15 protein-coding genes are annotated in these 12,622 nt (G+C 38.8%); all 15 read left to right on the forward strand.

The window, feature by feature from the left end; all coding sequences use genetic code 11:
* Nucleotides 1-2 precede the first annotated feature (2 nt).
* The 15 genes from prmC to K5Q14_RS04870 all read left to right on the forward strand — a co-directional run bounded on the left by prmC (nucleotide 3) and on the right by K5Q14_RS04870 (nucleotide 12,354).
* Complete coding sequence (gene prmC, locus K5Q14_RS04800) at nucleotides 3-1,010, forward strand: peptide chain release factor N(5)-glutamine methyltransferase (RefSeq protein ID WP_220734685.1); 1,008 nt, start codon at nucleotides 3-5, stop codon at nucleotides 1,008-1,010.
* A 41-nt stretch (nucleotides 1,011-1,051) separates the two neighbouring features.
* Nucleotides 1,052-2,059, forward strand: a complete 1,008-nt coding sequence (locus tag K5Q14_RS04805) for an L-threonylcarbamoyladenylate synthase (protein WP_220734712.1) — start codon at nucleotides 1,052-1,054, stop codon at nucleotides 2,057-2,059.
* Nucleotides 2,060-2,270: 211 nt separating this feature from the next.
* Nucleotides 2,271-2,540, forward strand: a complete 270-nt coding sequence (locus K5Q14_RS04810) for a phosphocarrier protein HPr (RefSeq protein WP_220734686.1) — start codon at nucleotides 2,271-2,273, stop codon at nucleotides 2,538-2,540.
* Between the two features lie 2 nt (nucleotides 2,541-2,542).
* The gene (gene ptsP, locus K5Q14_RS04815; protein ID WP_220734687.1) at nucleotides 2,543-4,258 is read left to right on the forward strand and encodes a phosphoenolpyruvate--protein phosphotransferase; all 1,716 of its coding nucleotides are present in this window, start codon (nucleotides 2,543-2,545) and stop codon (nucleotides 4,256-4,258) included.
* Nucleotides 4,259-4,397: 139 nt separating this feature from the next.
* The gene (locus tag K5Q14_RS04820; RefSeq protein WP_220734688.1) at nucleotides 4,398-4,880 is read left to right on the forward strand and encodes an RNA polymerase sigma factor; all 483 of its coding nucleotides are present in this window, start codon (nucleotides 4,398-4,400) and stop codon (nucleotides 4,878-4,880) included.
* A complete protein-coding gene (locus tag K5Q14_RS04825) occupies nucleotides 4,873-5,889 on the forward strand; it encodes an anti sigma factor C-terminal domain-containing protein (RefSeq protein WP_220734689.1) in 1,017 nt (338 codons plus the stop codon). The genes K5Q14_RS04820 and K5Q14_RS04825 overlap by 8 nt, the downstream gene beginning before the upstream one ends.
* Before the next feature lie 51 nt (nucleotides 5,890-5,940).
* On the forward strand, nucleotides 5,941-6,651 hold the full coding sequence (gene tsaB / locus K5Q14_RS04830; RefSeq protein ID WP_220734690.1) for a tRNA (adenosine(37)-N6)-threonylcarbamoyltransferase complex dimerization subunit type 1 TsaB: 711 nt from the start codon (nucleotides 5,941-5,943) through the stop codon (nucleotides 6,649-6,651).
* The gene (gene rimI, locus K5Q14_RS04835) at nucleotides 6,635-7,192 is read left to right on the forward strand and encodes a ribosomal protein S18-alanine N-acetyltransferase (protein WP_220734691.1); all 558 of its coding nucleotides are present in this window, start codon (nucleotides 6,635-6,637) and stop codon (nucleotides 7,190-7,192) included. The genes tsaB and rimI (K5Q14_RS04835) overlap by 17 nt, the downstream gene beginning before the upstream one ends.
* On the forward strand, nucleotides 7,167-7,589 hold the full coding sequence (gene rimI, locus K5Q14_RS04840; RefSeq protein WP_220734692.1) for a ribosomal protein S18-alanine N-acetyltransferase: 423 nt from the start codon (nucleotides 7,167-7,169) through the stop codon (nucleotides 7,587-7,589). Before rimI (K5Q14_RS04835) ends, rimI (K5Q14_RS04840) begins: the two co-directional genes overlap by 26 nt.
* A gap of 23 nt (nucleotides 7,590-7,612) precedes the next feature.
* Complete coding sequence (gene tsaD / locus K5Q14_RS04845; RefSeq protein ID WP_220734693.1) at nucleotides 7,613-8,629, forward strand: tRNA (adenosine(37)-N6)-threonylcarbamoyltransferase complex transferase subunit TsaD; 1,017 nt, start codon at nucleotides 7,613-7,615, stop codon at nucleotides 8,627-8,629.
* Between the two features lie 163 nt (nucleotides 8,630-8,792).
* Nucleotides 8,793-9,443: a redox-sensing transcriptional repressor Rex gene (locus K5Q14_RS04850; RefSeq protein ID WP_220734694.1), complete on the forward strand. Its 651-nt coding sequence runs from the start codon at nucleotides 8,793-8,795 to the stop codon at nucleotides 9,441-9,443.
* Between the two features lie 5 nt (nucleotides 9,444-9,448).
* Nucleotides 9,449-10,486 carry a lipid II:glycine glycyltransferase FemX gene (locus K5Q14_RS04855; RefSeq protein WP_220734695.1) on the forward strand — a complete coding sequence of 346 codons (1,038 nt, stop codon included), beginning with the start codon at nucleotides 9,449-9,451 and terminating at the stop codon, nucleotides 10,484-10,486.
* 68 nt (nucleotides 10,487-10,554) lie between these two features.
* Nucleotides 10,555-10,977, forward strand: a complete 423-nt coding sequence (locus tag K5Q14_RS04860; RefSeq protein WP_220734696.1) for a GtrA family protein — start codon at nucleotides 10,555-10,557, stop codon at nucleotides 10,975-10,977.
* Nucleotides 10,974-11,792 (forward strand): HAD-IIB family hydrolase, encoded by an 819-nt coding sequence (locus K5Q14_RS04865; RefSeq protein ID WP_220734697.1) that lies wholly within the window; start codon nucleotides 10,974-10,976, stop codon nucleotides 11,790-11,792. Before K5Q14_RS04860 ends, K5Q14_RS04865 begins: the two co-directional genes overlap by 4 nt.
* A gap of 64 nt (nucleotides 11,793-11,856) precedes the next feature.
* Nucleotides 11,857-12,354 (forward strand): helix-turn-helix domain-containing protein, encoded by a 498-nt coding sequence (locus K5Q14_RS04870; protein WP_220734698.1) that lies wholly within the window; start codon nucleotides 11,857-11,859, stop codon nucleotides 12,352-12,354.
* Nucleotides 12,355-12,622 lie beyond the last annotated feature (268 nt).

The raw sequence follows: 12,622 nt of genomic DNA on the forward strand, positions 1-12,622 counted from the left end.
AAATGACTGAAAAAAAATTTGAAACACCAAAACCATTTAAGCAAGTGGGAAATAACGAACCAGCACGCAAAATCATGCCAGACAAGCTAACCACCCCAAAGTGGTACGACTGGGATGATATTAAGAAACCGACAAAGCCAAGCAACGTTAAAATATCATTACTTGAGGCTCGTAAGTGGGCGATCGAAGAATTGACAAGTGTTGGTATGCCAAAAGAAGATGCCCAAGATAATATCGATTTTTTGTTGAGTGGTGCTTTAAATATTAACTATGCTTATTTACGTGCTAATATAACACGCACGATGCCTGCAGAATTAGCAGCTATTTGGCCACAGTGGCTAGCCAAGCTGATGAATAACGAGCCTGTACAATACATTTTAGGACACGCGCCTTTTTATGGGCGTGAATTTATGGTGGATTCCAGGGTCTTGATACCGCGTCCTGAAACAGAACAACTAGTTGAATGGATTTTAAAAGATGCTGGTAGTACCAATGGGAAGCCGGTGTCAGTGTTAGATATTGGGACAGGAACTGGGGCTATTATTGAAACCCTGATGTTAGAAAATCCCCGTGTACGCGGATTTGCGGCAGATATTTCATCAGATGCTTTATCAGTTGCGGAAATGAATGCGCAACGTTTTGGTTTGCATTATCTACATTTGGTAAAAAGTGATGTTTATAGTGCTTTAGAAGGACTTGAATTTGATATTATTGTTAGCAATCCACCTTACATTGCGAGAACTGATGAAGATGAAATGGCTGATAATGTACTTGAATATGAGCCACATACAGCATTATTTGCTGATCATGATGGGTTAGCAATTTATGAAAAGATAGCAGCTAATTTGTCGCTTTATTTATCAGATCATGGTCGTGCGTATTTTGAGATTGGCTATAAACAAGGTCAGAAAGTTGTGGCCATGATGCAACAGGCCTTACCGCAAGCAGAAGTGACACTAAAAAAAGACTTCTCCGGCCTAGATAGAATGGTACGAGTAGTGAAAGGATAGGTGCGTAAGCTTATTATCAAGCGTTAGCGCATATGGTTACAATGAAGACTGAATTATTGACAAGTAATAATATAAAACGAGCCGGTGAGTTGCTTAGAGCTGGTGAAGTGGTCGCTTTTCCAACCGAAACTGTTTATGGCCTAGGTGCTGATGCGACGAATGAAATAGCTGTAAAAAAAGTTTTTACAGCTAAGGGACGCCCAGCAGATAATCCGTTAATCATGACAGTGGCTGATGCGCAACAATTAGATGATTTTGTTGTGATTTCGGAAGCAGCACGACAGTTAATGGCAACATTTTGGCCAGGGTCTTTGACAATTATTTTGCCTATACAGCCACAAAAAGTAGCGATGATCGTAACTGGTGGCTTGCAAACAGTGGCATTTCGATTGCCCAATAATGATGTGGCTCGTGCAATGATTCGTGACGCAGGTGTGCCAATTGTCGGGCCAAGTGCCAATACTTCTGGTAAGCCTTCGCCAACAACCGCACAACATGTCTGGCATGATATGAATGGCAAAATTGCTGCAGTTGTCGATGATGGCCCAACGCAAATTGGTGTGGAATCGACTGTCATTGATATGTCGGCTAAAGTGCCCACTATTTTACGCCCCGGTGCTGTCACGCAACAACAGTTGCAAGATACATTAGGCAGCACAGTGATTGATGCAACAAGTACGACATCGGTGGCAAATGATGTGACACCCAAAGCACCGGGGATGAAATATCGGCACTATGCACCAGATAAAAAAGTCGTCATGTTTGACCGATTAGATGCGATAGCATTAATGCAGAATTTACAAACACATGATGTTGTTATGGCACAAGATACAACAATAGAGATGATGCAGTTATCATTAGAACAATCATGGTCGCTTGGCACAACGCTTGAAAATGCTACGGAACAATTATTTGCTGGTCTGCGTTTTTATGATGATGAGACTCAAGTCGCGACGATTTACGTTGAAAAAATGCCGTCAATTGGTATCGGTAAAGCGTTCAACAATCGCTTAGCAAAGGCAGCAGGTAACCAAGAATTTAATATGTAAGCAAAGGGAGGGAGGCCTCCTTTTTTATTTACAGAAAACAACTGGTGATTTATATGTAAACGTTTACATATAAAACGCCGTCAGACAGGCATTCTAAACGATTTTGCTTGATATATCAAGGATTTACGCGACAATTCACTTGATATTTTGTAAGCGCTTTGATAAACTAATAACAGAGGCTGTTTTAACAGCTAAAAAGGAGAAATTAATTATGACACAATCAAAAGACTTTCATATCGTAGCAGAAACAGGAATCCACGCACGTCCAGCAACTTTGTTGGTACAAGCAGCATCAAAATTCACTTCAGATGTGACATTGTCATACCAAGGTAAAGATGTTAACTTGAAGTCAATTATGGGTGTGATGTCATTGGGTGTTGGTCAAGGCGCTGATGTAACAATCAAAACAGACGGTGACGATGAAGCAGCTGCTATGACAGCAATCGTTGAAGCAATGGAAACAGAAGGACTTGCAGAATAATAATGTCTAATAACTTCAAAGGAATCGCGGCAAGTAATGGCGTAGCAATTGCTAAGGCCTATTTGTTAGTTGATCCAGATTTGTCTTTTACTAAGACGACAATTACAGATGTGACAGCTGAACAAGCTCGTGTCGACGATGCTTCGAAGGCTGCTAGTGCGGATGTTAAGATTATTAAATCTCGTGCTGAAAAGAACTTGGGGGCTGATGAAGCACAGGTATTTGAAGCACATTTGATGGTTTTGTCAGATCCAGAAATGTCTGGCGCATTTAACCAGAAAATTGCTGATGATAAAGTAAATGCCGAGCAAGCAGTTAAAGAAGTGACAGACATGTATATTGGCATGTTTGAAGCAATGACTGATAATGCTTATATGCAAGAGCGTGCGGCAGATATTCGCGATGTCACTAAGCGTATTTTGTCACATCTCTTGAATGTGGCATTGCCTAATCCTGCTTTAATTGATGAAGAAGTGGTCTTAGTATCAAAAGATTTAACACCTTCTGATACGTCACAACTTGATCGTCAATTTGTTAAGGGTATCTTAACCGATTTAGGTGGCCGTACAGCACATGCTTCAATTATGGCACGTACACTAGAAATTCCTGCAGTGGTCGGCTCTGAAGTAGCCACACAAACAATCACAGCAGGTGTGACAGTGATTGTTGATGGCTTGACAGGTGATGTCATTGTTGATCCAGATGCAGAGACGTTAGCAACTTATCAACAAAAAGCAGCTGATTACTTAGCACAACGTGCAGAGTGGGCTTTATTAAAAGACCAACAATCTGTTAGTGCTGATGGTAAAAACTTTGTGTTGGGTGCTAACATTGGCTCACCTAAGGATATGGATGCTGTATTAGAAAACGGTTCAGAAGGTGTTGGGCTATATCGTACTGAATTCCTATACATGGAATCAGATCACTTACCAACCGAAGATGAACAATTTGAAGCTTATAAAGCTGTTGTTGAAAAAATGGCTGGTAAACCAGTGACGGTTCGTACAATGGATATTGGTGGCGATAAGAATTTGAGCTACTGGAAATTACCTGAAGAAGAAAATCCATTCTTGGGTTACCGTGCTATTCGTATTTCATTGGACCAAACAGAAATTTTCCGGACACAGTTACGTGCCTTACTACGTGCATCGGCTTATGGCAATTTGTGGATTATGTTCCCTATGATTGCCACGTTAGGTGAGTTCCGTGCGGCTAAAAAAGTCTACTTAGAAGAACGCGCTAAGCTTGAAGAAGCTGGCGTATCAATGGGTGAGATTAAGCTAGGAATTATGATTGAAATTCCTGCCGCGGCTGTTTTGGCAGATAAATTTGCCAAAGAAGTGGATTTCTTCTCAATTGGTACGAATGATTTGATTGGTTATACAATGGCTGCAGATCGTGGTAACGATAAAGTTGCTTACTTGTATCAGCCTTATAACCCATCAATTCTACGTTTGATTAATAATGTTATTGCAGCTGCACACAACGAAGGTAAATTTGTTGCGATGTGTGGTGAAATGGCTGGTGATCCAATTGCCGTGCCTGTTTTGATGGGCATGGGATTGGATGAGTTTTCAATGAGCGCACCATCTGTATTGCAGACACGTTCGTTGATGAAAAAGTTGGATACAGTTGACATGAAATCGTTAGCTGAGAAGGCTTTGGATGCCGAAACTAATGAAGAAGTGATTGCCTTAGTCGAGGCAGCAACAAAATAAAATAGTTTAATTTTCAAACTAAATTAATATAAATAAAAACAACTGCAAAGATGACTTGAGTGTTGAAGTCGTGTTTGCAGTTGTTTTTATTTGTAACCATTTGCTAGTCTGTTCGTTATATCTATGAAAGGAGGGAAAAATGGAAATTAATCACTATGAAAAAGAGTTAATCAATATTGCAAATGAAATCATTGGTTTTTTGATTAATAATGGCGCTAAAAAAAATGATGCGCAAGACATTATGCAGGATGTCTTCGTAAAATTGCTGCAAGCAGATATTATATTGGCACCAAATAAATTAAGACCCTGGCTTTATCGGGTTGCGTTATCGCGTTTTTATGATATTTATCGACGACAAAAACGTTATCGTGATATCTTATTAGAACAATATGCACAGTATTCTGAAGCTGAGCCAACATTGACAGATTATAGTGGGCTACAACGTGCATTGGAAAAGCTAAATGATTATCAAAGCGCGTTGATTGTATTATATTATGATGATCGAAAACACATCAATGATATTGCTATGATATATGATGTCAGTGCATCAAAAATTAAAGTAGATTTATATCGAACAAGACAGCAGCTAAAAAACATAATAATGGGGTATGAAAATGAGTGATAATGTTAATTTTGAAAAGATTATTAAAACAGAAAAACGTAAAAAATGGTTAAAAACAATAGCTGTTGCGAGTGCAGTAACAGTAATAGTTGGTGGCAGTTTGTTCTATGCTGTGCATAAGCAATTAGGTAGACAAATGGTCAAACAAGCTGCAAAACAACAACGGCAATTTAATATCGATGATCTGATAGCTTCACCAAATATTGTTTCGACATCACAATATTTTTCAATGACAAAAACAACACAAAGCACATTGAAAAGTGACCGCGAAAAAAATATTGATGGTTATCGGGTTGCTTATCCAGAAAAAAATGTGACATTTAACACGCATGGTATTGAAAGTGCTTCTGCACAAGCACCAAATATGTATAATAAAAATCCAGCAACGAAAGAAGTAATTGCTAGAAACCGGCAATCACAACAAAAGGAACCATTATTTTTCAATGTGAAGTATGAGCGCGCATATCAAGCTGCAAAAGATAAAAAAGCGTTGTTAGAGCCCAGTATATCAACACATGAGGCCGAGACATTAAGTCAATTATCAAATACTTTGGGTGAGGTGGCGATCACTTTTGATAAGCGTTATTCCTATGATGACATTCGCCAAATGATACCCGAAAATGTCATGATTAATTATTATTGGTTAGGCATTCATAGTGATAAATTGGATACAATGAGTGCGGCCGGTTCTTATATTGGGTTAAATGCTAGTGATGATGGTACTGGAAAACTGACTGAGGGAAAAGCAGAAAAAAACGAATTTTTGGGTTATCAGGGACTAAAAAGTGCATTAAAACAACAATCTGGGCAACAAACAGTTAATAATGTTGATATTGCAAAAGATGGTCAAAAACAAGTGTCAAAGAATCTCAAAACGGCAAAATTTGCTGGTGTAATTGTGACCGGCCGAACACAGAATTTAGCTAAGCTAGATAACCAAAAGTATACATTTGCGACAAATGTAGGTGTCACAACGCCAATTATGCCGTATCAAGAACCAATCAAATAACTTCTGTAACAACCACCAATTGGTGGTTGTTTTTGTGTTAAAATATAGATTATGAAGATTCTAGCATTTGACACAAGTAACCAGCCACTGACAGTGAGTTTGGCGGAAGATAATAACGTCCTACGGGTTTTTTCAACCAATGAGGCGCGTAACCATTCGATTCAACTTTTGCCGGCCATTCAGGCGACAATTGCAGCCCAAAATTGGACGCTAGCAGATATTGATCGTATCATAGTAGCTCAAGGACCCGGTTCCTTTACTGGTTTACGCATTGGCGCTACAGTGGCTAAAGTATTAGCTGACACTTTAAAAGTAGATCTTGTTGGTGTCTCTAGTCTAGCTGTTTTAGCACAACAGGTAACAGCCAAAGGGCTGATTGTGCCATTGTTTAATGCGCGTAATGATAATGTCTTTGCTGGTGTTTATCATAATGGTAAGAATGTTTTAGCCGATGCACATCAACCAATTGCTCATTTATTTAACTGGTTGCAGACTTATGATGAACCAATTATTTTCTTAGGTGATACAGATGTTTTTGCTACGCATATGACTGAGACATTTGGCGAACGCGCTCATATATTAACACCAAGTGAAAGTTTACCTGATGGTCAAGGCATTGTATCATTAGGAATGCAGGCAACGCCAGTTAGTAGTATTGATGATTTTAATCCGCAATACTTGCGTAAAACACAAGCAGAGTTGAACTGGCTTGCAGCACACCCAGGTGAGGATAACCCTGAAAATTATGTTTTTGAAGTTTAATCGTAATAATAAATTACCGAATATATTATCTCAATTTGAACAAAAATCTGTTGATTTAAAAGGTTTTTCATTTCAGTTGCGACGAGCTCATGTCGCAGATATTGATATGCTTGTCAATATTGAAGAGGCTGTGTATGCTGGCACTGCACCGTGGTTATTACGCGATTTTTTGAGTGAATTGTCACGACCAAATGTCCGTTTATATCTGGTCGTGGAACGAAACGGGCAAGTGATCGGCTTTGCGGGTGTTGCCTATCAACGTGACCAACGTGACATGCATATCACCAACATTGCGATTGTACCAGTTTGGCAAAATAAAGGGTTAGGCACCTTGATAATCAATGAATTACTTGATTTTTCAAGACAGTTAGGTGTTGATACCATGAGTCTAGAAGCACGTGCATCAAATCGTAGTGCCATCGTATTGTACACACGACTAGGGTTTCAACAAAGTGGCATCAAAAAAGGCTATTATATAGGTGACCACGAAGATGCAATTTCAATGGTAAATAATCTTGATAGTAAAACGCGCAACAATTGAAGATAGTAGTCGCATATTTAATCTCGCAAATGCTGCGTTTGGATCATCGCCTTGGCCTGAATCAGTGTTTGAACATGAATTAAAAAGTCCGCGAAGCCAGTATTTTATACTTGATGGCGGATTTTTAGGTGTGACACAAATTTTAGATGAGGTGGAAATTAATAGTCTTGCTGTTCATCCGGACAAGCAACAGCAAGGTATTGCACAACAATTGTTAGCATCCGCTTTTTCATTGCCAAATGTCGCACGTTTTTTGTTAGAAGTAGACGAATCCAATGTAGCAGCTATTTGTCTATATAAAAAAATGGGATTTAGTGCTTACTATCGCCGTGAAAAATACTATAAAAATGGCCATGCTGCTATTATGATGGAAAGGAAAGTATCTGTAACGAACTAATTCGTTACAGATATAAAAATATCATGACTAAAATTATATCATTTGAATCAAGTGCAGATGAAACAAGCGTGGCAATTGTTGAAGATGGTCGCACAATATTAAGTAATGCAGTTGCGACACAAATTAATTCACACCAACGGTTTGGCGGTATTGTGCCAGAAGTTGCCAGTCGCCATCACATTGAGTGGATAACACGTGTGTTAGATGATGCGTTGCAGACAGCTAATGTCAAACCGACAGAACTTGATGCTGTGGCTGTTACTTATGGACCAGGTTTAGTGGGATCATTACTGGTTGGTTTGATGGGAGCAAAGACTTTTGCTTTAGCGCACAATTTACCAATTGTACCGGTCAATCATTTAGCGGGACATATTGCTGCCGCCAATTTTAACACACCAATTATATATCCAGCACTGGCATTAATGGTTTCTGGCGGGCATACAGAATTAGTTTTAATGCGTGAAGAAAATAATTTTTCAGTTCTTGGAGAAACACGTGATGATGCTGCTGGAGAAAGTTTTGATAAGGTCGGTCGTTTACTTAAACTACCTTACCCAGCGGGTAAAACAATTGATGAAATGGCACATCGCGGTCAAGCAACAATTAAATTTCCAACGGCTATGGCACATGAAGACAACTATGATTTTAGTTTTTCTGGTTTAAAAAGTGCTGTGATTAATCACGTTCACCATGCAGAACAAAAAGGAGAAACGATTAATCGCGATGATCTGGCAACCAGTTTTCAAAATGCGGTTGTCGATGCCTTACTAGGTCGTACCCGTCGTGCGCTACAAGATTTTCCAGTAAAAAGTTTTGTGTTAGCAGGCGGTGTGGCAGCTAATTCGCAATTACGTCAAACGTTATCAGAATTGTTAGAACAGTTTCCAAATACACAGTTTATACCAGTACCGCAATTATACACTGGAGATAATGCTGCGATGATTGGGGCAGCCGGGTATTGGAATTATAAACAAAAAAAGTTCGCTGGACTAGACCTGAATACAAACCCTGGACTGGATTTTGATTTACTTGAATCGTAACAAGTTTGTGAATAGCTCACTATCTTTTGATAATAGGCCTGTTTTTGTGATATAATAGTTATGCAAAAGTTCACAAAGTGAATCAAACATTGCAATTTAAATATATGTCCGGATCTGTTAGGAATTTCTAATGAACCTGGCACATAATAAACTGGAGAAACTTATGACACAACAACCTAAAATTCCACGTGCAACAGCAAAACGATTACCTATTTATTATCGCTATTTAACGTTTTTACATGATGCTGGCACGAATCGTATTTCATCAGCTGAACTCAGTGACGCTATTAAATTTGATGCAGCGACAATTCGTCGCGATTTTTCTTATTTTGGTGCCTTGGGTAAGCGAGGCTATGGCTATGACGTTAAAGCATTACTTGATTTCTTTGCGAATGTACTTGATCAAGATAGCTTAATTAACGTTGCTTTAATTGGGGCTGGTAACTTGGGCCAAGCCCTGATGAACTTTAACTTTCATCAATCTTCAAATATGCGTATTTCTGCTGCATTTGATGTTGATGAATCACGTGCCGGTACAATATTGGCCGGTGTACCAATATATGCCATGACTGATTTAAAAGAGCAAATGACGGCACAACGTATTAATATTGCAATTTTGACTGTGCCGCAAGAAGTTGCACAAGATATTACAGATCAACTTGTTGATGCTGGTGTAAAGGGTATTTTGAACTTTACACCATTGCGTGTGACTGTACCAACAACTGTTCGTGTGCAAAACGTTGATTTAACAAATGAGTTACAAACATTGGTTTATTTTATTGATAACTACGGTTCAATTACGACAGGATTATAAATCGCATGACCATTTTAAATTTAAACGATATAGAAAAAGTTAGCGCATATCAAAATTTCGTACGTGAAGATCCACGTGGTCAAGTAACGCAAGATCCCCTATGGGGGCAATTAAAAGCTAATTGGGGACATGTCTATGTGTACCATGAAACAGATGGACAAATAGACGCTGTTTTAACTGTGCTAACTGTTGAGGCGGTTCCAGGTAAGTTATTGGGATATGCAGGTCGCGGTCCAATTGGTGATGTGACGAATATTGCGCTCATAAAATCGTTGATTGAAGAGGCGCTTGCAGCACTACCAAAAAATGTGTTTTTAATCCGCTTGGATCCTGAAGTGGCCTATAGTGATGAATTGAATGATGCTTATCAAGCAGCTGGATTTGTGACACGTAATCGCGACATTAAAAATATGCATGGCAATATACAACCTCGAAAAAATGTTGTTTTGTACTATGATGGTCGTGGAGAAGGTGCAACACCAATTACTAATGATACTGAATTAATGACCCATTTTAAACGAGATTATCGTAATCAAATCCGTCGTGCTGCAAAAGATGGGGTCACGGTAACAAGTGGGGATACACAAGAGGACATACGCTCATTTTTTGATACTTATGTGATGATGGCTGCCGCGCAAGGCATTACGCACCGACCAATAGATTATTTTTTAAGTATGCAAAAATTGTGGCAAAAAACAGGATTATTTAAAGTTTTTTTAGCACATTTTGAAGGCCAAGTCATTGCTAGTGGTATTGGTTTTAGTTATGGCGATGAAATTTGGTATATGTATGCTGGATCTAATCGGCAATATGCAAAACACTATGGACCTTATGCGGTACAATGGGAGATGCTCAAGTGGGGACTATCACTAGGCAAGGTTGAATATGACTTTGGTGGTGTTGGTGATTTTGTACCTGAAGATGGTCTTTATAAATTCAAACATGGCTTTGCGTATCATGACCCACATGCTGAATATATTGGCGAATTAGATTGGGTAGTTGATGATGTCAGTTATCAAGAATATCTCAAACAATTTAGTTAAGTCTGTCACCAGTTGACGGCTTTTTTTTATGTCATATGATATAATTAATAGATTATATTGGAGTGGTTATGTTGAATTTAAAAAATATTTTTACTAAGTACCAATCATTTTTGTTATACGTTATATTTGGTGTATTAACGACAATTGTTAATATTATTGTTTTCTTTGTATTATACAATATGCTCCACACAGGTCATAATGTAGCCTATGTTGTCGCTTGGTTTTGGGCAGTATTATTTGCTTATCTCACAAATCGTGTTTGGGTATTTCACTCGACAAACACGACGACAGCAGACATTGTAAAAGAAATCTGGCAATTTTACTTAGCGCGTGTTTTGACGGGAATTATTGGTTATTTTATTTTGACATTTGGTGTAGATGTGTTGCGTCAAGATGCAAATATTTGGAACATTATTCAAAATATATTTGTAATTTTTTCTAACTTTGTATTGAGCAAATTAATTATTTTTAAGAAGGACAATGACGCATGACAATTAAAATGATTGCATCTGATATGGATGGCACTTTTTTGACAGCAAACGATACTTACAGTCAGGGACGATTTGAACGTATATTAGATAACTTAAAGACGCGGGATATGCGCTTCATTGCAGCATCAGGACGTCAAGTTAAAAATTTACAAAAACTTTTTGAACCAACAATTTCAAAGGGATATCAAATTGATTATGTTGGCTCAAATGGTGCAATGGTTGCAACCCATGAAGAGCAACTTTATTCTGTCCACTTGTCACCAGAACAATTACATAAAGTCATTGATTGGAACGCTAAAAACCCTGAGTCGGCCGAAAATATTATTATCATGACTGGTGATAAAGCAACGTATGTGTCAAATCATGCTACGGGGCCTGTTGCAAAAATGGTATTTCAATTCTACCCAAATGTGACACAGGTTGAAAAATTGATGTCCGTTGATGATCACATTCTGGAAATTACTTTTGTGTGGCCAAATAATGAGGTCCAGCAGCACGTGTCCGAATTACGAGAAATATTTGGCGATGATTTGCATGCTACAGGTTCTGGGTTTGGTTCAGTTGATGTTTTAGGAAAAGGTGTTGATAAAGCTGCTGGTCTACAAGTATTGCAAGATTATTATGATGTGCTTGATCGAGAGGTTATGACTTTTGGTGATAACGGCAATGACCTAGAAATGTTGCAGAAGTACGAACATGGCTATGTTATGCCAAATGCTGACAAATTTATGCTTGAAGTGATAGAAAAAAAAGCCCTTAACACGAACGTAAATGATGGCGTGTTAGAGACAATTGAAAATTACTTAGGTATTTAAAAAAACGCGTTTGAACTGAACCCCTTGAATTGGAGGAAATCTGATTCAAGGGGTTTTACTCATTATGGCCAAATATACCATCGCTACCAAAATTAAAGCTGTGCAACTATATGAAGCTGGCAACGGGTCAACGACTATTGCCAAAATGTTAGGTTTGCCAGTCAAAGGCTCGATTCTACGTTGGGTCTATTTATGGCAAACTAAGGGGTTAACTGGATTGACTAAAAGTTCCCTGTTGCCAAAATACACGCTATCGTTTAAACTGAAAGTCATCACGTGGTTACGCGTTCACGATGCCTCTTTTCCAGAAACAGCTAAACAGTTCAATATCAGCCATCCAGCAACAATTTGGCAATGGCAACATCAATATGAGACACAAGGCATCGCTGGACTGACTGATAAAAGAAAGCGAGCGAGACCGATGGCTAAAAATCATGAACTTACTGCAGTCGAACAACTGAAACAACTCAAGGCACGAAATGACTATCTCGAAGCCGAGAATGCTTATCTAAAAAAATTGCGGGCCGTAATGGATCAAACCAAGAAAAAGCCAAAGTCATAGAGACATTACGGCCCGCCTATAAATTATGTCAGTTATTAACAATTGCTAGCCTAGCCTCTAGTTCATTTTACGCCGCGTTAAAAGCGAACCAACAACCGCCTAAAAACAAGGACCAGACCATCATCGAAACGATACAGGCTATTCGTGCCGATGATGAATTGGTGTCATTCGCAGATGCACTAGGTTATCGACCTATGACACACTATATTAATCAACGTCGCGCAGCACGTGGTGAAAAACCAGTGAACCATAAACGTGTCCAACGGAT

It is taken from the genome of Leuconostoc inhae (genome assembly GCF_019656015.1).
GTDB lineage: Bacteria > Bacillota > Bacilli > Lactobacillales > Lactobacillaceae > Leuconostoc > Leuconostoc inhae_A.

Bases quoted from the DNA above. Each gene is read 5' to 3' on its own strand.
- K5Q14_RS04865 (WP_220734697.1), top strand. From the start codon at position 10,974: ATGACAATTAAAATGATTGCATCTGATATGGATGGCACTTTTTTGACA.
- ptsP (WP_220734687.1), top strand. From the start codon at position 2,543: ATGTCTAATAACTTCAAAGGAATCGCGGCAAGTAATGGCGTAGCAATT.
- prmC (WP_220734685.1), top strand. From the start codon at position 3: ATGACTGAAAAAAAATTTGAAACACCAAAACCATTTAAGCAAGTGGGA.
- tsaB (WP_220734690.1), top strand. From the start codon at position 5,941: ATGAAGATTCTAGCATTTGACACAAGTAACCAGCCACTGACAGTGAGT.
- K5Q14_RS04870 (WP_220734698.1), top strand. From the start codon at position 11,857: ATGGCCAAATATACCATCGCTACCAAAATTAAAGCTGTGCAACTATAT.
- K5Q14_RS04860 (WP_220734696.1), top strand. From the start codon at position 10,555: ATGTTGAATTTAAAAAATATTTTTACTAAGTACCAATCATTTTTGTTA.
- K5Q14_RS04810 (WP_220734686.1), top strand. From the start codon at position 2,271: ATGACACAATCAAAAGACTTTCATATCGTAGCAGAAACAGGAATCCAC.
- K5Q14_RS04850 (WP_220734694.1), top strand. From the start codon at position 8,793: ATGACACAACAACCTAAAATTCCACGTGCAACAGCAAAACGATTACCT.
- K5Q14_RS04820 (WP_220734688.1), top strand. From the start codon at position 4,398: ATGGAAATTAATCACTATGAAAAAGAGTTAATCAATATTGCAAATGAA.
- K5Q14_RS04855 (WP_220734695.1), top strand. From the start codon at position 9,449: ATGACCATTTTAAATTTAAACGATATAGAAAAAGTTAGCGCATATCAA.
- K5Q14_RS04805 (WP_220734712.1), top strand. From the start codon at position 1,052: ATGAAGACTGAATTATTGACAAGTAATAATATAAAACGAGCCGGTGAG.
- rimI (WP_220734691.1), top strand. From the start codon at position 6,635: ATGTTTTTGAAGTTTAATCGTAATAATAAATTACCGAATATATTATCT.
- K5Q14_RS04825 (WP_220734689.1), top strand. From the start codon at position 4,873: ATGAGTGATAATGTTAATTTTGAAAAGATTATTAAAACAGAAAAACGT.
- tsaD (WP_220734693.1), top strand. From the start codon at position 7,613: ATGACTAAAATTATATCATTTGAATCAAGTGCAGATGAAACAAGCGTG.